Below are 20,156 nucleotides of genomic sequence, written 5' to 3' on the forward strand. Positions count from 1 at the left end.
CGTGCCGCTGCCAGTGTGAGCCACCATGCTAGTGGCTCGACGGCCCTCGCAGCCCGTGGGCTCCCCTCCGCCGCGCGCCGCGGGCGAGTAGCGTTCCGTACGTGACCGAGCACCCGACGCCCTCCCTGGGCAACCTCAGCGACGACATCCTCGACCGTCTGCCCGCGCACGCGGACGACATCGCCCTCGCCCGGGCCGGCGAGGACGGCGAGTCCTGGACCGACGTGACGCTGGCCGAGTTCCACCGCGACGTCGTCGCCGTGGCCAAGGGCCTGGTCGGGGCGGGTGTCGCCGCGGGCGACCGCGTCGTCCTGCTGTCGAAGACGCGGTACGAGTGGACCGTCGCCGACTACGCCATCTGGTGGACCGGCGCCGCGACCGTGCCGATCTACGAGACGTCGTCGGCGGCCCAGATCGCCTGGATCCTGTCCGACTCCGGCGCCGTCGCGGCGATCGTCGAGAACGACGGACACCGGTCGAAGGTCGAGGAGGCCCGCGCCGACGCCCCGTCGCTCGGGCACGTCTGGACGATCGAGACCGGCGGGCTCGACGACCTGCGCGCCGCGGGTGCCGACGTGTCCGACGACGACCTCGAGCAGCGACGCGCCGCGCTGACCAGCGACACGCTGGCGACGCTCATCTACACGTCCGGCACGACGGGACGGCCGAAGGGCTGCCGGCTCACGCACGGCAACTTCCGGTACGAGCTCGAGGCCGCCACGGAGCAGCTGAACGACCTGTTCACGGCCGAGGGCGCGTCGACGCTGCTGTTCCTGCCGCTCGCGCACGTGTTCGCGCGGGTCATCCAGGTGGGGGCGATCCGATCGGGAGCCCGGCTCGGCCACACCGCCGACGTCAAGGACCTCGTCACGCACCTCGGCACGTTCCACCCGACCTTCGTCCTCGCGGTGCCGCGGGTCTTCGAGAAGGTGTTCAACTCCGCGAGCGGCAAGGCCTACGCCGACGGCAAGGGCAAGATCTTCGACCGCGCCGTGCAGACGGCGATCGGCTACAGCCGTGCCCTCGACGACGGCCGGCCGGGCCTCGCGCTCCGGGCGCGCCACGCGCTGTTCGACCGTCTGGTCTACGGCAAGCTGCGCGACGCCCTGGGCGGCGAGGCGGCGTGGGCCATCTCCGGAGGCGCACCGCTGGGCGACCGGCTCGCGCACTTCTACCGCGGCATCGGCGTGACGGTCCTCGAGGGCTACGGCCTCACCGAGACCACCGCCGCCCTGTGCGTCAACACCCCGGACGACCAGCGCATCGGCACCGTCGGGCGGCCCCTGCCGGGCACCGAGGTGCGCGCCGGCGACGACGGCGAGCTCAGCTTCCGCGGCCCGCAGGTCTTCCACGGCTACTGGCACAACGACGAGGCCAGCGCCGAGGCCCTCGACGCCGACGGCTGGTTCGCGACGGGCGACCTCGGCGAGGTCGACGCCGACGGTTTCGTGCGCATCACCGGACGGAAGAAGGAGATCATCGTGACGGCGGGCGGCAAGAACGTCGCCCCCGCCGTCCTCGAGGACCGGGTGCGGGCGCACCCGCTCGTCAGCCAGTGCCTCGTGGTCGGCGACGGCAAGCCGTTCATCGCGGCCCTCGTGACGATCGACGAGGAGGCCTGGACGGGACGCCTCGACGACCCCGAGCTGCTGGCCGCCGTCCAGAAGGCCGTCGACGACGCCAACTCGCAGGTGTCGCAGGCCGAGTCGATCCGCAAGTTCGAGATCCTGCGCGAGGACTGGACCGAGGAGAACGGCTACCTGACCCCGTCGTTCAAGGTCAAGCGCAACGCCGTGCTCCGCGACCTTCACGACACCGTCGAGGCGCTCTTCGTCAGGTAGGCCCGCCAGTCGGCGGTCAGCTCGTCGACCGTCAGGCCGAACGACGATCGCAGGGCACGCTCGACGGGCTCGCCACCCAGCACGTCGCGGTAGAATCCGACGACGTCCTCCTGCGAGTGCTGCTCGCCGAGCATCCTGAAGATCATCCAGGCCGACTCGTACACGGCACCGAGACCGTGCTGCGTCGAGCCGAAGTCGGTGTCGGACGGCAGCGCCTCCGGGACGATGCCGGCGCGCACGCGGGTCAGCACCTGGCCCGCGCTGACCGACAGCGGGGCGGGGTCGTCCTGCAGCGCGACGTAGTCGGCGAATCCCTCGACGACCCAGTTGACGGCCGTCGTGCCGACCGCGGACGTCAGCACGTGCGTCGCCTCGTGCGTCAGGACGATCTGCGCGGCGCGCCGGTCCATCGTCGCGAACACCGCCGGGTTGAGGACGACGACGGCGTCGGCGGCCGAGGTGTCGCCGTCGATGCCGGTCGTGACCGCCGCGATCTGCGCCACGGCGTCCTCGCCCTGGCCGACGACCGCGGCCATCTGCGCCTGCGTGCGGGGCGAGATGATCGTCAGGTCCCCCGTGACGCCCGGCACCGTGCGCTCGACGACGTCGCGGGCGCGGGTCACCATGTCGTCGACCGGCAGGGAGTCGTCACCGCCGTCGATCCGCAGCACGGTGCGCCCCCCACCCGTGTCGAGCGTGACCGCGCCCAGCAGCCAGACCGGCACGCTCGAGGTCGCCCGCCCCCTGCCGACGATCGACAGCGATCCGTCGCGCTGCGGGGCGACACGCAGCTCGACGGTCGACCGGTGCGTCACGGCGGGGTCGAGGCCCGATGCCTGCGACGCCTTCCACGCGACCTCGACGGTCGCGGTGGCCGAGCCGTCCGCGCGGTCGGCGACCTCACCCCCGCCGACGTAGCGGAACGTCGTGCCCGGAGCGGCGACGGCCTGCATCGACCGCCACGTGCGCCGGGCGAACTCCCGGCCGGCCGGCAGGTCTCCCGCGGCCGTGACGAAGTCCTGCTCCGAGGCGGCACCCGAGAGGTCGCGCAGCTGCGACGTCAGCCGCGACGAGGCGTCGCGCGGGATCGCGACGGGGTCGTCCGCCGGGGCGTCGGCACGCCACGGCTGCTGCCACGCCAGGAGCACGGCGGCCACGACGGCCAGCACGAGGACCGCCGCCACGTTGGGCGACGGTCGCAGGCGTGGCTCAGCCAACCCGCGCCGCGCGCGTGAAGCCGCTCAGGCCGGTGATCTCGACGCTCTTGCCGGGGCGCGGGGCGTGGACGACCCGGCCGTTGCCCAGGTAGAGGCCGTCGTGCGACATGTCGCCGTAGGCCACGATGTCGCCGGGCTGCAGCTCGCTCATCGACACCGAGGTGCCGGCGGCGATCTGCGGGCCGACGACGCGCGGGATCGAGACGCCGGCGGCGGCCCACGACTTCATGACCAGGCCCGAGCAGTCCCAGCTGTTGGGGCCCGTGCCGCCGTAGACGTACGGGTCGCCGATCTGGGCGAGCGCGAAGTCGAGCGCCTTCTTGGCCCGGCCCTTCGCGTCCGCCGTCGACACCTCCACGTCGGTGTTGCTCTGGTTGAACGACGCCTGCTCGGCGGCCGTCAGGCGGGCGAGCTCGGCCTTGGCAGCCTCGTACTTGGCGCGGACGTCGGCCCGCTGGGCCTCGGCGTCCTTCGACGCGGCGGTCAGGTCGGCCCGGCGGTCCTTGAGCTGCGCCCGGCGGTTCGTGAGCTGCTTGCTGGTGCGGCCGAACTGCTCGAGCGCGTCGGCACGGGTGTTGTTGAGGGCACGGACGGCACCCAGACCGGCCAGGAACTGGTCGGGGTCGTCGCTGCTGAGCAGGTTGGCGGTGGGTCCGAGCGGGGCGTCGAGCTGCTGCTGGACGATCGCGCCGCTGAGCTCGTCCTTCTGGGCCGTGTAGGTGGCCATGCCGCGGGAGATGTCGGCGGAGATGTCGTCGATCTCGGACTGCGTCTGCTCGATCTGCTCGCCGAGCTGGTTGACCTGCTCGTTGGCGGCCTCGACCTGGCTGAAGGCGGCCTCGACGTCCTTGACGGTGACCTTGGGCGCGGCCTGCGCCGACGGGAGCGCCAGCACCGCGCCGGCCAGGGCGAGGCTCGCGGTCATCGCGAGCACCCGGCGCCGCACCGTGCGGCGGCGGTGGGGGGTGGTCTGCGTCGTGCTGGGCTGGTTCAGGGCGTGTGCCATGTGTGCGTGGGTCTCCCGCATCCTCGACGTCTACCGGGTGAGCTGACGGGTTCGGGCCTCGGATTGCCCTACGCCGTGTGCGCACCGCTCAGGTGCGTGCACGGCGATTCACCCCACGTGCGTGGTTCCCCGGTTCGTCCCAGACATCTTCCCCATGGCTGCGACGACTCGACGGCGCGTCCGACACCGACCTGGAGGGCGGCGTTCACCGGACGCGCAGGGTCTCACTGTAGGCCGAGCCAGGGGCCGGGACAACTCGCCCGGCCGGTTGTCAGGAGATGTTCAGGTGCGCTCAGCCGGCCTGCGTCTCGGGGCCCGCGACGGGCGTGACGAGGCGCAGGGGCGGCGTCAGGCCGGCGTCGGACAGCACCCCGAGGGCGGCCATCTCGTCGGCGTCGATCTCGATGCCGGCCGGCGGTGCGCCGAGCAGGAACGTGACGACGCAGTCGCCGCACGCGCCGGGGCTGCGGACGAGGCAGCGGTCGCAGTCGACGACCACCGAGTCGGAGCGGTGTGACTCGTGCGAGGTGTGGCTGGTCATGCGTGACCTCCTGGTGCGGGGAAGACCCCGGTGATCGGGGACGTCCACGACGCTAGGAGCCGCCCCGGACAAAAACGTCCGCCGTCCCGGGCGGCGGGAGCCGGCGGCCGGCGCCTCCCCCACTCTGTCGGTGGCCGCGCCTAACGTGTGCCGCGTGGAAGCCGTGCAGGGATCGTTCGACGAGCTGGGACGCCATCTGGCCGACGTCACGTTCTGTGTCGTCGACCTCGAGACGACGGGCGGGTCGGCCGCGAAGGGCTCGAGGATCACCGAGATCGGTGCCGTCAAGATCCGCGGCGGCGAGGTGCTCGGCGAGTTCCAGACCCTCGTCAACCCCGACGAGACGATCCCGGCCTACATCACGGTCCTGACGGGCATCACCAACCAGATGGTCGTGCACGCGCCGCGCATCGCCGAGGTGCTGCCGAGCTTCCTCGAGTTCGCGCGCGGCACCGTGCTGGTCGCGCACAACGCGCCCTTCGACGTCGGCTTCCTCAAGCACTTCAGCCGCGAGCTGGCGATCCCGTGGCCCGGGTTCGAGACGCTCGACACCGCGGTGCTGGCGCGCCGCGTGCTGAGCCGCGAGGAGGTGCCCAACTGCAAGCTCTCGACGCTCGCGGCGGCGTTCTCGGCCACCACGACGCCCAACCACCGCGCCCTGTCCGACGCCCGCGCGACGGTCGACGTCCTGCACGCCCTGTTCGAGCGGCTCGGGCCGCTGGGCGTGACGACCCTCGAGGAGGTGTCGACCTACACGTCCAAGGTCAAGCCCGAGCAGCGGCGCAAGCGTCACCTCGCCGAGCACCTGCCCGAGGCACCGGGCGTCTACCTGTTCCGCGACGCCAACGACGACATCCTCTACGTCGGCACGTCACGCAACCTGCGCACCCGCACGCGCTCGTACTTCACCAAGGCCGAGACCCGCACCCGCATGGGCGAGATGGTCATGCTGGCGCAGCGCATCGAGGGCATCGTGTGCGCCACCGCCCTCGAGGCGAACGTCCGCGAGCTGCGGCTCATCGGCCGCCACCGGCCGCCCTACAACCGCCGCTCGCGCTTCCCCGACCGCCTCACGTGGCTCAAGCTGACCCGCGAGCCGTGGCCCCGGCTGTCGATCGTCCGGGCGATCCTCGACGACGACGCCGACTACATCGGCCCGTTCCGCGGGCGTCCCTCCGCGGAGGCCGCGCTGACGGCCCTGCACGACTCGTTCCGCATCCGCCAGTGCACGCCCCGCCTGGCCAGGGCGTCGCGCACGTCCCCCTGCGCCCTGGCCGAGATGGGCCACTGCCTCTCGCCGTGCGACGGATCGGCCGATCCCGACGAGTACGCCGCCGAGGTGCAACGGGTGCGGCAGGCCATGACGGGCGATCCCGCCCCCCTGGTCGCCTCGATCCGCCGGCACATGCTCGAGCTGGCACGCACCGAGCGGTTCGAGGACGCCGCGGTGTGGCGCGACCGGCTCACGGCCTTCCTGCGGGCCGCCGTGCGCACGCAGCGGCTGCGCGAGCTCACGGCCGTCGACGAGCTCGTCGCGGCGGCACCGCACCCGCTCGGCTACGAGATCCACGTCATCCGCTTCGGCCGGCTCGCCGCGGCAGGCGTGCTGCCGCGTGGCGTGCACCCGACCGGGTGGGTCGACGCGCTGCTCGCGACCGCCGAGACCGTCGTCGGCGGCTTCGGGCCGATCCCGTCGGCCACGGCCGAGGAGACCGAGACGCTCCTGCGCTGGCTCGACACGCCGGGCCTGCGCATGGTGCGCGGCGCCTGGCACGTCCCGCTCGAGAGCGCCGCGCGCCACCTCACCCCGTTCGAGCAGGCCACCGCGGCCTGGCACGACCTGCAACGACCGGGCTAGGCCCGCGACGTCGGTAGGCTCGCTGCATGATCACCGCCATCGTCTTCATCCAGGCCGAGGTCTCGCGGCTGTCCGACATCGCCGAGAGCATCGCCGCGATCGACGGCGTCAGTGAGGTCTACTCCGTCACCGGCGAGCTCGACCTCGTCGCCATGGTGCGGGTCCGCCAGATCGACGACGTCGCCTCGGTCGTCGCCGACCAGCTCAACAAGGTCGACGGCATCGTGTCGACGCAGACGCAGATCGCCTACCGCGCCCACAGCCAGCACGACCTCGAGGACGCCTTCAGCATCGGCCTCTGACCCCAGCCCGCCGACGAGTCACCCAGTCCCGCTGACGAGTCACCCAGGCCCACCCGCGAGTCACTCCAGGCGATCCATGAGTGACTCATCACCGGGCGGGAGTGACTCGTCGGGGATCAGGTGGCGAGGTCCTGGGTCGCGGCGGCCCATCGCGCGAGGGTGTCGGCGGCCGCCCCGGAGTCGATCGACGTGCGCGCGCGGTCGACGCCCGCCGCGAGCCGCTCGTGCAGCGTGCCGCTGCCCGCCTCGTGCGCGGCGATCGCGGCACCCGCGTTGAGCAGGACGGCGTCGCGCACCGGCGACACCTCACCCCCGACGACCCGGCGGAACACGTCGGCGTTGAACGCCGGGTCGGCACCGACCAGGCTCGCCGGCGGAGCCAGCTCGAAGCCCAGGTCGGTGGGGTCGAGGACGCTCTCGACGACCGCGCCGCCCGCGACCTCCCACACCCGCGTCGTCGTCGTGATCGTGATCTCGTCGAGACCGTCGTCGCCGCGGAACACGAAGGCGTCGTGGCCTCGCGCCGCCAGCACCTCGGCCATCAGCGGCGACATGCGCAGGTCGGCGCAGCCGATCGCCGAGGCGGCCGGCTGGGCCGGGTTGGTCAGCGGGCCGAGGAAGTTGAACGGCGTCGCGATGCCCAGCTCACGTCGCGGGACCGCCGTGTGGCGGAACGACGGGTGGAACACCGGCGCGAAGCAGAACGTGATGCCGCTGCGGGCGAAGACGTCGGGGATGCGGGCCGCCGGCACGTCGAGACGGATGCCGAGCACCTCGAAGACGTCGGCCGTGCCGCTCGAGCTCGACGCCGCCCGGTTGCCGTGCTTGACGACGCCGACACCGGCACCGGCCGCCACGACCGCCGACATCGACGAGATGTTGACGGTCCGCGACCGGTCGCCGCCCGTGCCGACGATGTCGACGAAACGCCCCGGGATGTCGAGACGGGTCGCGCGGGCCAGCATCGCGTCGGCCAGGCCGCGCAGCTCCTCGGCGGTCTCGCCCTTGGAGCGCAGGGCGACCGCGAAGCCCGCGATCTGCGAGTCGGTCGCCTCGCCGGCGAGGATCTGGTCCATGGCCCAGACGGTCGTGGACGCGTCGAGGTCGTGACCGGCCACGAGCGTCGTCAGGACGTCGGGCCACGTCTGTGGCTGCACCTCGACCTCAGCCGGGCTGCAGGACGCCGCGCGCGAGCGCGATGACGGCCTCGGCGAGCCGGATGGGCTCGATGGGGTGCGACACCGCGGCCTCGGCGCGCGACCACGTCGCGAGCCACGCGTCCTGGGGACGTCCGGTCAGCACCAGCACGGGGGGCGCCTGGAAGATCTCGTCCTTGATCTGACGGGCGATGCCGAGCCCGCCGACCGGGACGGCCTCGCCGTCGAGGACGACCAGGTCGATCCCGCCGCCGTCGAGGTGCTGCAGGACGACCGGCTCGGTCGCGCACTCGACGTACTCGAAGGGCGGCAGATCGGGGTGAGGGCGGGCTCCGAGCGCCGACAGCACAGCGGATCGGACGTCTCGATCGTCGCTGTAGACCAGGACACGTAGGGGCTTGTCTGCGCTCACGAGTTGATCGTACATAATGAACGAGTGACGACTACCTCCGTGATTCCCGCTTCCCGCCTGCACGGCCAGGAAGGCCGTCCCTCCATGGTGACGGTGGGGACCATCGTTTGGCTCTCCAGCGAGCTCATGTTCTTCGCCGGGCTGTTCGCGGCGTACTTCACGATCCGCAACATCTCCCCCGAGCTGTGGGCCCAGGAGACGGAGGTGCTGAACGTCCCCTTCGCGACCGCGAACACCACGATCCTCGTGCTGTCGTCGGTCACGTGCCAGTTCGGCGTGTTCGCCGCCGAGCGCGGCAAGGCCGGTCGTTCGGGCAAGCTCTTCCAGATCAGCCTCTGGGGCATGCGTGAGTGGTTCGTCCTCACGTACCTGATGGGCGCGATCTTCATCGGCGGCCAGGCGACGGAGTACGCCGAGCTCGTCCGCGAGGGCATCACGATCCCGAGCTCGCCCTACGGCAGCCTCTTCTACCTCGCCACGGGCTTCCACGGCATCCACGTCATCGGTGGCCTGCTGGCCTTCCTGCTCGTGATCGGCCGCACGTTCGCCGCGCGCAAGTTCACGCACGAGCAGGCCATCTCCGCGATCGTCGTGTCGTACTACTGGCACTTCGTCGACATCGTGTGGGTCGGGCTGTTCGCCACGATCTACCTCATCAAGTAGTCACCACACGGGCCTGCCGCTAAGGCTTGCCTGAGTCACAAACTTCGGGGTGCCGAAAGGTACTCTGGCATCACTTCCAGGAATGAGGTCCTCGGTGCGGAAACTGTCCACCAGACGTCGGCATCCACTCGCCGGATTCGTCGTGCTCCTGCTGGGGCTCGTCATCGCGGGCGGCGCGTACTACGCGTTCGCGCCCAAGCCCGCCGAGGCGCAGGAGGTCACGGCCAACGACGTCGAAGCCGGACGCGACCTGTTCCTGATCGGTTGTGCGAGCTGCCACGGCAAGAACGCCACCGGCATCGAGACCGAGCGCGGCAACAACTACGGCCCGTCCCTGATCGGCGTGGGCGCCGCCTCGGTCGACTTCCAGGTCGGCACCGGACGCATGCCGCTGGCGCAGACCGCTCCGCAGGCTCCGTCCAAGAACCCGGAGTACACCGAGGAGGAGACCCGGCAGCTGTCGGCGTACATCGCCTCGCTGGCCCCCGGACCGGCCATCCCCGACGGTGAGTACACCGACATCGACAAGGCCAACGTCGACGACATCCGTGAGGGTGGCGAGCTGTTCCGCGCCAACTGCACCGCGTGCCACAACTCGGTCGGCGCCGGCGGCGCCATGCCGGGCGGCAAGTACGCCCCCTCCATCAAGGGCGTCAGCGCCAAGCACATCGCCGAGGCCATGATCACCGGCCCCCAGCAGATGCCCGTCTTCTCCGACGACGTCATCACGCCCGAGGACAAGCGCAACATCATCGCGTACGTCAAGCAGGTGCAGGACCAGCCCAACTACGGCGGTCTCGGCGGCGGCGGCCTCGGTCCGGTGGTGGACGGCATGTTCACCTGGATCATCGGCATCGGCGGCCTGATCATCGCATCGATCTGGATCGGTGCCCACGGAGCGAGAGTGAAGAAGAAGTCATGAGCGACGAGCTGCAGCCGGTCTCGGACACCGAGCCGATCAAGGACCCGGGGCTCGCCGAGCACCAGTTCCGTCCGCAGGACGTCGACGAGTCGCAGGCCAAGCGCACCGAGCGTCAGATCGCCTGGATGTTTCGCATCGCCGGACTGCTGTTCTTCGGCTTCTGCGTCGCCTACTTCGCCGTCGACATCGACGCCACGTTCCTCGGCTGGTCCGCGCAGAACTTCGCCTTCGGCATGACGCTGGGCGGCGGTCTGCTGCTGATCGGCGTCGGCATCATCCAGTGGGCCAAGAAGCTCATGGGCGACCACGAGATGGTCGAGATGCGTCACCCCTCGGCGTCGTCCGAGGAGGACCGCGTCGCGGTCATGAAGGACATCAACGCGGGCATCGAGGAGTCCGGCTTCGGCCGCCGCCCCATGATCCGCAACAGCCTGCTCGGCTCGATGGCGCTGCTCGGCCTGCCGGCCGTCGTCCTGCTGCGCGACCTCGGTCCGCTCCCCCACTCCCAGCGCGAGACGGTCTGGAAGAAGGGCATGCGCCTGGTCAACGACGTCACCGGCACGCCGATCAAGCCGTCCGACATGCAGGTCGGCCAGCTCGTCAACGGCCAGCCCGCGATCGTCTACGAGACCGACGCCGACGGCGAGGCCGTGCTGCACGGCACCGAGCTGCTGCAGGTCAAGTCGAAGGCCTCGATCATCGTCGTGCGCATGCGCCCCGAGGACATCACGGCCTCGAAGGGACGCGAGAACTGGGGCGTCGACGGCATCCTGTGCTTCTCCAAGATCTGCACCCACGTCGGCTGCCCGATCAGCCTGTGGGAGCAGCAGACGCACCACCTGCTGTGCCCGTGCCACCAGTCGACCTTCGACCTCGGTGACAACGGCAAGGTCATCTTCGGCCCCGCCCACCGTCCGTTGCCCCAGCTCCCGCTGGGTGTCGACGAGGAGGGTTACCTGATCGCCATGAGCGACTTCCCCGAGATCATCGCGCCCAGCTATCCAGAACTGGCGCGTGACCAGAAGAAGTTGGACAATAAGTCATGAGCACCACAGAGCAGTACACGCCGATCCAAGACACCGGCGTGGGCAAGAAGGCAGCCGGCCCCGTCGGCTGGTTGGACGACCGCCTCGGCCTCGCCGGGGTGGCCAAGAAGAACCTTCGCAAGGTCTTCCCCGAGCACTGGTCGTTCATGCTGGGCGAGATCGCCCTGTGGAGCTTCGTGGTGCTGCTGCTGACCGGCGTCTTCCTGACGTTCTGGTTCCAGCCCAGCATGACCGAGGTCGAGTACCACGGCTCCTACCTGCCGTTCAACGGTCTCGAGATGTCGCAGGCGTACAAGTCGACGCTCGACATCTCGTTCGACATCCGCGGCGGTCTGCTGATCCGGCAGATCCACCACTGGGCCGCGGCGCTGTTCATCGCCGCGATGATCGCCCACATGCTGCGCGTGTTCTTCACCGGCGCGTACCGCAAGCCGCGCGAGATCAACTGGCTGATCGGCGTCGGGCTGTTCTCGCTCGGCCTGGTCGAGGGATTCGCGGGCTACTCGCTGCCCGACGACCTGCTGTCGGGAACCGGTCTGCGATTCGTCGACGGACTGATCCGCTCGATCCCGCTGGTCGGCTCGTACCTCGAGTTCTTCATCTTCGGCGGCGAGTTCCCCGGCGACGAGATCATCCCCCGCCTCTACATGGCGCACATCCTGCTGATCCCCGCGATCCTGCTGGGTCTCATCGGCGCCCACATGCTGCTGCTCGTCTACCACAAGCACACGCAGTGGCCTGGACCGGGACGCACGGAGCAGAACGTCGTCGGCTACCCGATGCTGCCGGTCTACGCGGCCAAGGCCGGTGGATTCTTCTTCGTCGTCTTCGGCTTCACGGCCCTGATGGGCGCCCTGCTCCAGATCAACCCGGTCTGGGTCTACGGCCCCTACAACCCGTCCGAGGTCACGGCCGGCTCGCAGCCCGACTGGTACATGGGCTTCTCCGAGGGCCTCGTGCGCCTCATGCCCGGCTGGGAGAGCACGTTCTTCAACTACACCTGGAGCTGGAACGTCTTCATCCCGGGTGTCGGCGGTCTGACCGGTCTGTTCGTCATCCTCGGCGCGTGGCCGTTCATCGAGCAGTGGATCACGGGCGACAAGCGTGACCACCACCTGCTGCAGCGTCCGCGCAACGCCCCGGTCCGCACGGCCCTCGGCGTGGCGGGCATGACGGCCTACGGCGTCGCCTGGGCGGCCGGTGGCAACGACATCATCGCCACCAAGTTCCACATGGACATCTACACGCTGACGAACATCTTCCGGGTCGGTTTCTTCGTGTTCCCGATCATCGCGTTCATGGTGACCAAGCGGATCTGCATCGGCCTCCAGCGGGCCGACGCCAATCGCATCCTGCACGGCTACGAGACCGGTGTCATCGAGCGGTCGCCCGACGGCGGCTTCTCGGAGCGCCACGCTCCCCTGCCGGCCTCGCAGCAGTACACGCTCACGGCGCACGACCGCGTGCCCGTCCTCGAGGCTCCGGCCGAGACGGACGAGAACGGTGTCGCCGCACCCCACTCCCGCAAGGAGAAGGTGCGGGCCAAGCTGCAGGCGCTGTACTACCGCGACACGCTCGACAAGCCGACGACCGAGGACGTCCAGCACGCCGAGGAGCACCTCGGTGAGATCGACGGCCACCCCGTCGAGCTGGGTGACGAGTTCCAGGGCGTCTCGGAGACGGGTGTCCCCCGGGTCCACTGATCGCCTGCACGTCCACGACAGCCCCCGTCAGCGATGCTGACGGGGGCTTCGTCGTCTCTCGCGGCTCCATCCCCGCTCCCCCGCCACGACTCCCCCTCGGCGGCCATGGCGGCCACGGCGGGCACCGCGGGCACCGCGGGCACCGCGGACGTCATCTCATCAGTACCCACGACAGACCCACCGTGATGACGTCCCCACGCCCGACCGCGGACGTCATCACATGAGTGCGTACGACAGCCCCACCGTGATGACGTCCCCACGCCCCACCGCGGGCGTCATCACATCAGTACCTACAACAGCCCCACCGTGATGACGTCCACGGTGGGGCTGAGCGGGGTGCAGGGCTGGGTCAGTCGACGACGTCGTCGGCCGCAGGAGGCGCTGCGGACGCAGCCGCGGCCTGGAGGGCCGAGCCCGCGGTCCACGTCGCCCACGGGACGTTCCAGTCGGTCCAGCCGTTGCGGTCCTCGAGGGCACGCGGGCTGTCGACGTACTCGACGACGTCGCCGCGCACCGAGCGGTCGTACAACCACTTGGCGTCGGCGGTGCTCATGCCCGTGCAGCCGTGGCTGACGTTGTCGCGCCCCTGCGAGCCGACCGACCACGGCGCGGCGTGGATGAACTCCCCCGAGTTGGTCAGGCGCATCGCCCACCGCACGTCGGAGATGTTGTAGTAGCCGGGGTCCTCGGAGTCGACGCCCGTCGTCGCGGCATCCATGTCGACCGAGGAGAACTTCTCCATGATGATCTTGACGCCGGCGCGCGTGCGGTGGCTGTCGTCACCCGTCGTGACGGGGATCGTGCGGACCTTCTGGTCGTCGACCGAGTAGGTCAGCTGGTGCTTGCCGACGTCGACCGTCGTGACCGACTTCTTGCCGACCTGGAAGTTGATGTCCTGGTCCTGCTGCCCGAAGACCCCCTCGCCGGCCGGCAGGCTGTTGAGGGTCAGGTGGACGTTGACCTTGGTGTTGGCCGGCCAGTACTGCTCGGGCCGGTAGTGGGCCTCGTTGTCGCTGAACCACGTCCACGAGCCCGTCGTGCCGTTGTCGGTCGTCACCTTCATGTGCTTCTCGTACAGGGCGCGCTTGCGCACCGGCAGGTCGAACGTGACGATGATCGGCATGCCGACACCGACGGTCTCGCCGTCGAGCGGCGCGACCGACGGGTACGTCTGCTGGTCGAGCGACAGTGCCTGCGTCGTGAAGGCGCTCGTGACGGTGCGCGACTCGCCGTCCTCGCCCTGACCCGTGGCGGTGAGGCGGTACGCCGTCCCCGGCTCGAGCCGGCTGTCGGCCCGCCAGCCCGAGTCGGTGACGCGGCCCGTGATCTCGGTGGCACCGTCGGCGGTCGCGAGCTTCGCGGACGACACCGTGCCGTCCTCGGCGAGCACCTTGACGTAGGTGCTGACCTTCACGTCCTTCGCGCCGTCGGCGACGTTCGGGGTGAGGCTCAGGGAGTCGAGCGTGCTGTCAGGCGTGACGGCGTCCTTGGCGTCCTTGATCGAGCAGGACGACACGGCGATCATCGTGGCGCACACGAGCGCGACGGGGAGACGGAGGTGCTTCACCCCGACAGTTTACGTGCCGCCCCCCACACAGCAGAGCACCGACGACGTGGTGGACGTCGTCGGTGCTCTGGGGATCAGCTCGTGCGGATGCCGATCAGTGGGCGTGGATGCCGCGGTAGTACTCGAAGATCCAGCCGCAGACCATCACGGCTCCGATCGTGCAGCCGATGATGAACAGCCACCAGCCGATGACCACGCCGAGCACGACGACGGCCAGCGCGGCGGCACAGAACAGCGGCCACCAGCTGTACGGAGGGAAGAAGCCCTGCTCGCCCGCGCCGTCGGCGATCTCGCCGTCGGAGCGGTCCTCGGGACGATCGGGGATCTGCTTGGCGACCACGCCGAGGTAGAAGCCCAGCAGGATGCACAGCAGCGTCGTCATGACCAGGGCGGTCGTGCCGGTCGGGTCCTTGGTCAGGACCCAGTAGACCGGAGCAATCAGTGCGAAGAAGATTCCGCACGACAGGATGGTCCAGGTTTCAGCCTTCATGACTCAGTGGTCGCCCTTCGCGTCGTTGATGGCTTCGCCCTTGCCGCTGATGTCGGGGGCGTCGGCGAACTTGGAGTTCTCGCCCGGGTTGTCGACGAGCTCGAGTGCCGCGATCTCCGGGTGGTGCAGGTCGAACGCGGGGCTCTCGGACCGGATGCGCGGCAGCGACGTGAAGTTGTGACGCGGCGGCGGGGAGGAGGTGGCCCACTCGAGCGAGCGGCCCCAGCCCCACGGGTCGTCGAGACCGACCAGCGGCGCCTTGCGCGACTTCCACACGTTGTAGAAGAACGGGAGCGTCGAGGCACCCAGCAGGAACGCGCCGATCGACGAGATCTCGTTGAGGGTCGTGAACCCGTCGCCCGGTCCGTAGTCGGCGTAGCGGCGCGGGAAGCCCTCGACGCCGAGCCAGTGCTGCACCAGGAACGTCAGGTGGAAGCCGATGAACAGCAGCCAGAAGTGGATCTTGCCGAGCTTCTCGTCGAGCATGCGACCGGTCAGCTTGGGCCACCAGAAGTAGAAGCCGGCGAACATCGCGAACACCACGGTGCCGAACACGACGTAGTGGAAGTGCGCGACCACGAAGTAGCTGTCGGACAGCTGGAAGTCGAGCGTCGGCGAGGCCAGGATGACACCCGTCAGACCACCGAAGAGGAAGGTCGTCAGGAAGCCCAGCGCGAAGATCAGCGGGGTGTCGAACGACAGGGAGCCGCCCCACAACGTGCCGATCCAGTTGAAGAACTTGACGCCCGTGGGCACCGCGATCAGGAACGTCATGAAGGAGAAGAACGCCAGGTCGACCGAGCCCGTCACGAACATGTGGTGGGCCCACACCGCGACCGACAGGGCCGCGATCATCAGCGTCGCGCCGACCAGGCCGACGTAGCCGAAGATCGGCTTGCGGCTGAACACGGGCAGGATCTCGGTGATGATGCCGAAGAACGGCAGCGCGATGATGTAGACCTCGGGGTGGCCGAAGAACCAGAACAGGTGCTGCCACAGGATCGGCCCGCCGTTGGCGGCGTCGAAGACGTGGGCGCCGAGGCGTCGGTCGGCCTCGAGCGACAGCAGTGCGGCGGCGAAGATCGGGAACGCGATCAGCACGAGCATGCTCGTGACGAGCGTGTTCCACACGAAGATCGGCATGCGGAACATCGTCATGCCGGGCGCACGCATCGTGAAGATCGTGGTGATGAAGTTGACGCCACCGAGGATCGTGCCGAGACCGGACATCCACAGGCCCATGACCCACAGGTCACCGCCCACTCCCGGGGAGTTCACGGCGTCGCTGAGGGGTGCGTACGCGAACCAGCCGAAGCTCGCCGCGCCACCGGGGACGAAGAAGCCCGAGACGACGATCGTGCTGCCGAACAGGTACAGCCAGTAGCTGAACATGTTGAGGCGCGGGAACGCGACGTCGGGAGCACCGATCTGCAGCGGCATGATCGCGTTGCCGAAGCCGAAGAACAGCGGTGTCGCGAACATCAGCAGCATGATCGTGCCGTGCATCGTGAACAGCTGGTTGTACGTCTCGTCGTCGACGAACTGCGTGCCCGGCTGGGCCAGCTCGGCGCGGATCATCAGGGCGAGGATGCCGCCGATGATGAAGAACGCGAACGACGTGACCAGGTACATGTTGCCGATGACCTTGTGGTCGGTCGTCGTGAGGACCGTGACGACCTTCTGCCCGAGCGTCCGCTCGCGGACGCCTGCCCGCAGGTTCGTCGAACCGTCGTCGAATGTTGCTGTTGCGTCAACCATCAGCTCTTGCCTGACCCGTCTCCCTGGACGCCAGCGACGTTGCCGCTCTTGTCGTCGCCCCTGAGACCTGCGATCTCATTGGCTTCCTTCGCGCCCTGGGGCGCTCCGACCTGGTCCGCAGCCTTCAGGTCCTCGAGGTGCGCGTCGTACTCGGCGCGCGTCACGACGTTGACCTTGAAGATCATGCGGGAGTGATAGAGGCCGCACAGCTCGGCGCAGCGACCCGTGAAGGTGCCGGTGCGCGTCGGCGACAGGTCGAAGGAGTTCACCTTGCCCGGCACGACGTCCATCTTGAAGTAGAACTCGGGGATCCAGAACGAGTGGATGACGTCGGGCGACTTGAGGTCGAACCGGACCGACTCGTCGACCGGGAGCCACAGCTCGGCGGGCTCCTGCGGGGTGCCGTAGTCGTAGACGTCCTCGCCCTGCGTCGCATCCTCGTCGAGGTAGTTGAACGCCCACTGCCACTTGCTGCCGACGACCTCGATCGTGTGGTCGGGGTTGTCGACCCGCTCGAGCACGTTGTTCTGCGACGTGACGGTGTGGAAGAAGAACACCGCGACGATGATCACGGGCGCGAAGGTGTACAGCGCCTCGATCGGCAGGTTGTAGCGCACCTGCGCGGGGATCTCGTCCTCGCTGCGGCGTCGGTAGCGCACCATCGCGTAGACGATGAGACCGAAGACCAGCAGGAAGATCACCAGCACGGCGATCCACGCACCGAGCCACAGCTCCCAGATGTCCTGGGTGCGATCGGTGCTTCCGACCGGCAGCGCGAGACGCGCGAGATCCGAGTCGGCGTCTGGTGCACACCCACTCAACACAACGGCGGCGAAGAACAGAACCGCCAATTTCATCCGACCCACGGGGCGCCTTTCTGGACCATGACTGTCACGAGATGACACATGAGCACCTTACTTCAGGTGAACGTGTCGGGAGCGGTGAGGTCCGCCTGACCTGGGCGCGCGTCGCCGCGCGCGGCGTCACGCCAGCGAAAGCGCTGCGTCGACCTCGGTGCGGGCGTCGTCGCCGTAGGCCAAGCCGAGCCGGTCGAGGAAGCCCGAGCGGTCGAGGACGTACTCCTGCGTGCCTGTCGTCTCGACGACGCTGGCCGCGATCGTGCAGCCGATCTGGGCCGAGCGCTCGAAGCCGAGGCCCGCGGCGATGCCGGCCAGGAACCCGGCGCGGAAGCTGTCGCCGACGCCCGTGGGATCGACCGCCGTGACGCCGGCGATGGCCTTGACCTCGACGGGCTCGCCGTCGGCCGGCAGGACCGTCACGCCGTCCTTGCCGCGGGTGATGACCTGCGTGCCGACGTGCGAGCGGACGTCGTCGGCGCTCCAGCCCGTCTTCTGCTGGATCAGGGACGCCTCGTAGTCGTTGCTGAACAGGTACGTCGCCCCGTCGATCAGCTCGCGGATGACGTCGCCCTCGGCCCAGGCCAGCTGCTGCGAGGGGTCGGCGGCGAACGGAATGCCGCCGTCACGGCACGTGCGCGTGTGGCGCAGCATGCCCTCGGGGTCGTCGGGGCCGATCAGCACGAGGTCGTAGCCGGAGCCGACCGCGAGCAGGTCGATGTCGCGGGCCTCGGCCATCGCGCCGGCGTAGAACGTCGCGAACTGGGCGAGCTCGGTGTCGGTCGTGCAGACGAACCGCGCGGTGTGGCGGGTGTCGGAGACGAGCACGCCGCTCGTGTCGACGCCGGCGGCGTCGAGCCAGCCGCGGTACTCGGTCTCGAAGTCGCGGCCGACGGCGCCGACCAGCAGGGGGCGGTGACCCAGCTTGGCCAGCGCGAAGGCGATGTTGGCGCCGCACCCGCCCCGGCGGACGTCGAGGTCGTCGACCAGGAACGACAGCGAGATCTTGTCGAGCTGGTCGGGCACCAGCGAGTCGACGAACTTGCCCGGGAAGGTCATGAGGTGGTCGGTCGCGATGGATCCGGTGATGGCGAGGTGCACCCGCCAACCATAGACAACGCCCCCCTGCGGCGCAGGGGGGCGTCGTGTGACGCATCTCGGCCGACCGGTCCGTGACCTCCGACGAGCTCGCTCGTCGGCGTCGGCGGAGCCGGCCGCCGTGAGGGCCTAGTGGAAGCTGTCGCCGCAGGCGCAGGAGCCCGTGGCGGCGGGGTTGTCGATCGTGAAGCCCTGCTTCTCGATCGTGTCGACGAAGTCGATCGTCGCGCCGCCGAGGTACGGCAGGCTCATGCGGTCGACGACGACGTTGACGCCGCCGAAGCCGAAGGTCTGGTCGCCGTCGAGCGAGCGCTCGTCGAAGAACAGCTGGTAGCGCAGGCCCGAGCAGCCGCCGGGCTGCACCGCGATGCGCAGCGCGAGGTCGTCGCGACCCTCCTGGGCGAGCAGGCTCGCGACCTTCTCGGCGGCGCCGTCGCTCAGGCTGACGCCGGACGCGACCTCCGTGGTCGGCTCGGAGGCGGTGGTCTGGTCGGTCTCGACTGTCATGTGTACTCCCGAAGGTGTGGTCTGCGGACTCGTCACGAGGGACGCTTCACGAAAGGCAACGAAGCGTGTGGCGATTCCATTCCATCGTACGCCGTCAGCCCAGCGGTCGGGGCGACCACGTGCGGGCGACGCGCTCGGCCAGGTCGGCCAGGTGCCGGGCCGGCTCGCCCATCGACTCCTCGACGGTGACCCGCTCGGTGACGCCGTAGGCCGACTCGACGCCCATCGCCCGCATCTCGCGCGAGCCCACGAGCACCTGCCCGGCCAGGACGATGCAGGGGCGTGCGGCCGCGGCGGCCACCGCGGCGACCCCGTGCACGACCTTGCCGGCCCGCGACGAGAAGTCGTACGTGCCCTCCCCCGTCACGACGAGGTCGTGGGCACCGGCCTCCGCGGTCAGCCCGACCGTCTCGGCGACGAGCTCGATGCCCGACACGACCGTGCCGCCGAGCACCATCAGCGCGAATCCCAGCCCGCCCGCGGCTCCGGCCCCCTTGGCGTCGGCAGGGCGGCGCTGCGCCGGCGACGGGCCGCACACCGCCACCACGAACCGGTCGAGCCAGCCGTCGACCTCGACGACCTGGGCGTCGGTCAGGCCCTTCTGCGGTCCGAAGGTCTTGGTGGCGCCGAACATGCCGAGCAGCGTGACGTCGACGTCGGCGGCCACGACCAGCTCGACGGCGCGCAGCCGCTCGACGGCCGGGGCCACGTCGACGGACCCGACGTGCGCGAGGGCCGCGGGGCCCGCGTCGAGCGGCACGTCGGCCGTCGCGCCGAGGGCGGCCAGCAACCCCGCTCCCCCGTCGTTGGTCGCGCTGCCCCCCAGGCCCACCACGACGCGCGACGCGCCGGCGTCGACCGCCGCGGCGACGGCCTGGCCGACCCCGTACGTCGAGGCGTGCAGGGGGTCCTTGGCCTCGACGAGGTGCAGCCCGCACGCCTGCGCGCTCTCGACGTACGCCGTGCCGTCCGCGTGCAGGACCGTGACCGGGACGTCGGCCCCGAGAGGTCCGCGGACCGTGACGACGTCGAGCCGCCCTCCGGTCGCGGCGTGCAGGACGTCGACGAGCCCGGGGCCCCCGTCGGCCATCGCCGCGGCGGTCAGGACGTCGTCGGGCGCGTGACGCCGCCAGCCCTCGATGATGGCGCGCGCAGCCTCGGGGGCCGACAGGGTGCCACCGAAGGAGTCCGGTGCGACGAGGACCCGCACG

Annotated in this window: 19 protein-coding genes and 1 riboswitch; of the genes, 7 read left to right on the plus strand and 12 right to left on the minus strand. The window is 69.9% G+C overall.

The window, feature by feature from the left end; translation table 11 throughout:
* The first annotated feature begins 101 nt into the window (after positions 1 to 101).
* Positions 102 to 1,841, plus strand: coding sequence for a long-chain fatty acid--CoA ligase (locus tag ASD10_RS13820; RefSeq protein ID WP_056609371.1), 1,740 nt, complete (start codon positions 102 to 104; stop codon positions 1,839 to 1,841).
* Here the strand turns inward: ASD10_RS13820 and ASD10_RS13825 are convergent.
* From ASD10_RS13825 to ASD10_RS13835, 3 genes are all read right to left on the minus strand, one after another.
* Positions 1,808 to 3,025, minus strand: a complete 1,218-nt coding sequence (locus ASD10_RS13825) for a hypothetical protein (protein ID WP_056609373.1) — start codon at positions 3,023 to 3,025, stop codon at positions 1,808 to 1,810. The two genes, ASD10_RS13820 and ASD10_RS13825, sit on opposite strands and share 34 nt — an antisense overlap.
* Positions 3,026 to 3,050: 25 nt before the next feature.
* Entirely contained in the window at positions 3,051 to 4,064 is a 1,014-nt protein-coding gene (locus ASD10_RS13830; protein ID WP_056609375.1) for a C40 family peptidase, read from the minus strand.
* Positions 4,065 to 4,076: 12 nt separating this feature from the next.
* Positions 4,077 to 4,248: riboswitch (cyclic di-AMP (ydaO/yuaA leader) on the minus strand.
* Positions 4,249 to 4,356: 108 nt separating this feature from the next.
* Complete coding sequence (locus ASD10_RS13835) at positions 4,357 to 4,605, minus strand: hypothetical protein (RefSeq protein WP_056609377.1); 249 nt, start codon at positions 4,603 to 4,605, stop codon at positions 4,357 to 4,359.
* Between the two features lie 154 nt (positions 4,606 to 4,759).
* On the opposite strand from ASD10_RS13835, the gene ASD10_RS13840 reads away from it, so the two are divergent.
* A complete protein-coding gene (locus ASD10_RS13840; protein ID WP_200938275.1) occupies positions 4,760 to 6,463 on the plus strand; it encodes a DEDD exonuclease domain-containing protein in 1,704 nt (567 codons plus the stop codon).
* 26 nt (positions 6,464 to 6,489) lie between these two features.
* Complete coding sequence (locus ASD10_RS13845; protein ID WP_056609381.1) at positions 6,490 to 6,765, plus strand: Lrp/AsnC family transcriptional regulator; 276 nt, start codon at positions 6,490 to 6,492, stop codon at positions 6,763 to 6,765.
* 116 nt (positions 6,766 to 6,881) lie between these two features.
* On the opposite strand, the gene trpD is transcribed toward ASD10_RS13845, so the two are convergent.
* Positions 6,882 to 7,922 (minus strand): anthranilate phosphoribosyltransferase, encoded by a 1,041-nt coding sequence (gene trpD / locus ASD10_RS13850; RefSeq protein WP_056609383.1) that lies wholly within the window; start codon positions 7,920 to 7,922, stop codon positions 6,882 to 6,884.
* Between the two features lie 7 nt (positions 7,923 to 7,929).
* A complete protein-coding gene (locus tag ASD10_RS13855; RefSeq protein ID WP_056610571.1) occupies positions 7,930 to 8,334 on the minus strand; it encodes a response regulator transcription factor in 405 nt (134 codons plus the stop codon).
* Between the two features lie 93 nt (positions 8,335 to 8,427).
* Here ASD10_RS13855 and ASD10_RS13860 point away from each other — a divergent pair, with 93 nt between their 5' ends.
* The 4 genes from ASD10_RS13860 (at position 8,428) to ASD10_RS13875 (ending at position 12,668) form a co-directional block, all read left to right on the plus strand.
* The gene (locus tag ASD10_RS13860; RefSeq protein WP_223148470.1) at positions 8,428 to 8,997 is read left to right on the plus strand and encodes a heme-copper oxidase subunit III; all 570 of its coding nucleotides are present in this window, start codon (positions 8,428 to 8,430) and stop codon (positions 8,995 to 8,997) included.
* A gap of 94 nt (positions 8,998 to 9,091) precedes the next feature.
* A complete protein-coding gene (locus ASD10_RS13865) occupies positions 9,092 to 9,919 on the plus strand; it encodes a c-type cytochrome (RefSeq protein WP_056609387.1) in 828 nt (275 codons plus the stop codon).
* Positions 9,916 to 10,965 carry a ubiquinol-cytochrome c reductase iron-sulfur subunit gene (locus ASD10_RS13870; RefSeq protein ID WP_056609388.1) on the plus strand — a complete coding sequence of 350 codons (1,050 nt, stop codon included), beginning with the start codon at positions 9,916 to 9,918 and terminating at the stop codon, positions 10,963 to 10,965. The genes ASD10_RS13865 and ASD10_RS13870 overlap by 4 nt, the downstream gene beginning before the upstream one ends.
* Positions 10,962 to 12,668 carry a cytochrome bc complex cytochrome b subunit gene (locus ASD10_RS13875; protein WP_056609390.1) on the plus strand — a complete coding sequence of 569 codons (1,707 nt, stop codon included), beginning with the start codon at positions 10,962 to 10,964 and terminating at the stop codon, positions 12,666 to 12,668. The genes ASD10_RS13870 and ASD10_RS13875 overlap by 4 nt, the downstream gene beginning before the upstream one ends.
* 349 nt (positions 12,669 to 13,017) lie before the next feature.
* Here ASD10_RS13875 and ASD10_RS13880 read toward each other — a convergent pair whose 3' ends face one another.
* The 7 genes from ASD10_RS13880 to ASD10_RS13910 all read right to left on the minus strand — a co-directional run bounded on the left by ASD10_RS13880 (position 13,018) and on the right by ASD10_RS13910 (position 20,155).
* The gene (locus ASD10_RS13880) at positions 13,018 to 14,235 is read right to left on the minus strand and encodes an Ig-like domain-containing protein (protein WP_056609391.1); all 1,218 of its coding nucleotides are present in this window, start codon (positions 14,233 to 14,235) and stop codon (positions 13,018 to 13,020) included.
* Between the two features lie 94 nt (positions 14,236 to 14,329).
* On the minus strand, positions 14,330 to 14,725 hold the full coding sequence (locus ASD10_RS13885; protein WP_056609393.1) for a cytochrome c oxidase subunit 4: 396 nt from the start codon (positions 14,723 to 14,725) through the stop codon (positions 14,330 to 14,332).
* Positions 14,726 to 14,728: 3 nt separating this feature from the next.
* Positions 14,729 to 16,483, minus strand: coding sequence for a cytochrome c oxidase subunit I (gene ctaD, locus ASD10_RS13890; protein WP_056609394.1), 1,755 nt, complete (start codon positions 16,481 to 16,483; stop codon positions 14,729 to 14,731).
* A complete protein-coding gene (gene coxB / locus ASD10_RS13895; protein WP_056609396.1) occupies positions 16,483 to 17,340 on the minus strand; it encodes a cytochrome c oxidase subunit II in 858 nt (285 codons plus the stop codon). The genes ctaD and coxB overlap by 1 nt, the downstream gene beginning before the upstream one ends.
* Before the next feature lie 126 nt (positions 17,341 to 17,466).
* Entirely contained in the window at positions 17,467 to 18,441 is a 975-nt protein-coding gene (locus tag ASD10_RS13900) for a carbohydrate kinase family protein (RefSeq protein WP_056609398.1), read from the minus strand.
* Positions 18,442 to 18,567: 126 nt separating this feature from the next.
* A complete protein-coding gene (locus tag ASD10_RS13905; RefSeq protein WP_056609400.1) occupies positions 18,568 to 18,945 on the minus strand; it encodes an iron-sulfur cluster assembly accessory protein in 378 nt (125 codons plus the stop codon).
* 94 nt (positions 18,946 to 19,039) lie between these two features.
* A complete protein-coding gene (locus ASD10_RS13910) occupies positions 19,040 to 20,155 on the minus strand; it encodes a glycerate kinase (protein WP_056609401.1) in 1,116 nt (371 codons plus the stop codon).
* Position 20,156: the final 1 nt, after the last annotated feature.

The organism is Aeromicrobium sp. Root472D3 (genome assembly GCF_001426485.1).
Taxonomy (GTDB): Bacteria; Actinomycetota; Actinomycetes; order Propionibacteriales; family Nocardioidaceae; genus Aeromicrobium.

Bases quoted from the DNA above. Each gene is read 5' to 3' on its own strand.
- ctaD (WP_056609394.1), bottom strand. From the start codon at position 16,483: ATGGTTGACGCAACAGCAACATTCGACGACGGTTCGACGAACCTGCGG.
- ASD10_RS13835 (WP_056609377.1), bottom strand. From the start codon at position 4,605: ATGACCAGCCACACCTCGCACGAGTCACACCGCTCCGACTCGGTGGTC.
- ASD10_RS13885 (WP_056609393.1), bottom strand. From the start codon at position 14,725: ATGAAGGCTGAAACCTGGACCATCCTGTCGTGCGGAATCTTCTTCGCA.
- coxB (WP_056609396.1), bottom strand. From the start codon at position 17,340: ATGAAATTGGCGGTTCTGTTCTTCGCCGCCGTTGTGTTGAGTGGGTGT.
- ASD10_RS13875 (WP_056609390.1), top strand. From the start codon at position 10,962: ATGAGCACCACAGAGCAGTACACGCCGATCCAAGACACCGGCGTGGGC.
- ASD10_RS13830 (WP_056609375.1), bottom strand. From the start codon at position 4,064: ATGGCACACGCCCTGAACCAGCCCAGCACGACGCAGACCACCCCCCAC.
- ASD10_RS13870 (WP_056609388.1), top strand. From the start codon at position 9,916: ATGAGCGACGAGCTGCAGCCGGTCTCGGACACCGAGCCGATCAAGGAC.
- ASD10_RS13845 (WP_056609381.1), top strand. From the start codon at position 6,490: ATGATCACCGCCATCGTCTTCATCCAGGCCGAGGTCTCGCGGCTGTCC.
- ASD10_RS13905 (WP_056609400.1), bottom strand. From the start codon at position 18,945: ATGACAGTCGAGACCGACCAGACCACCGCCTCCGAGCCGACCACGGAG.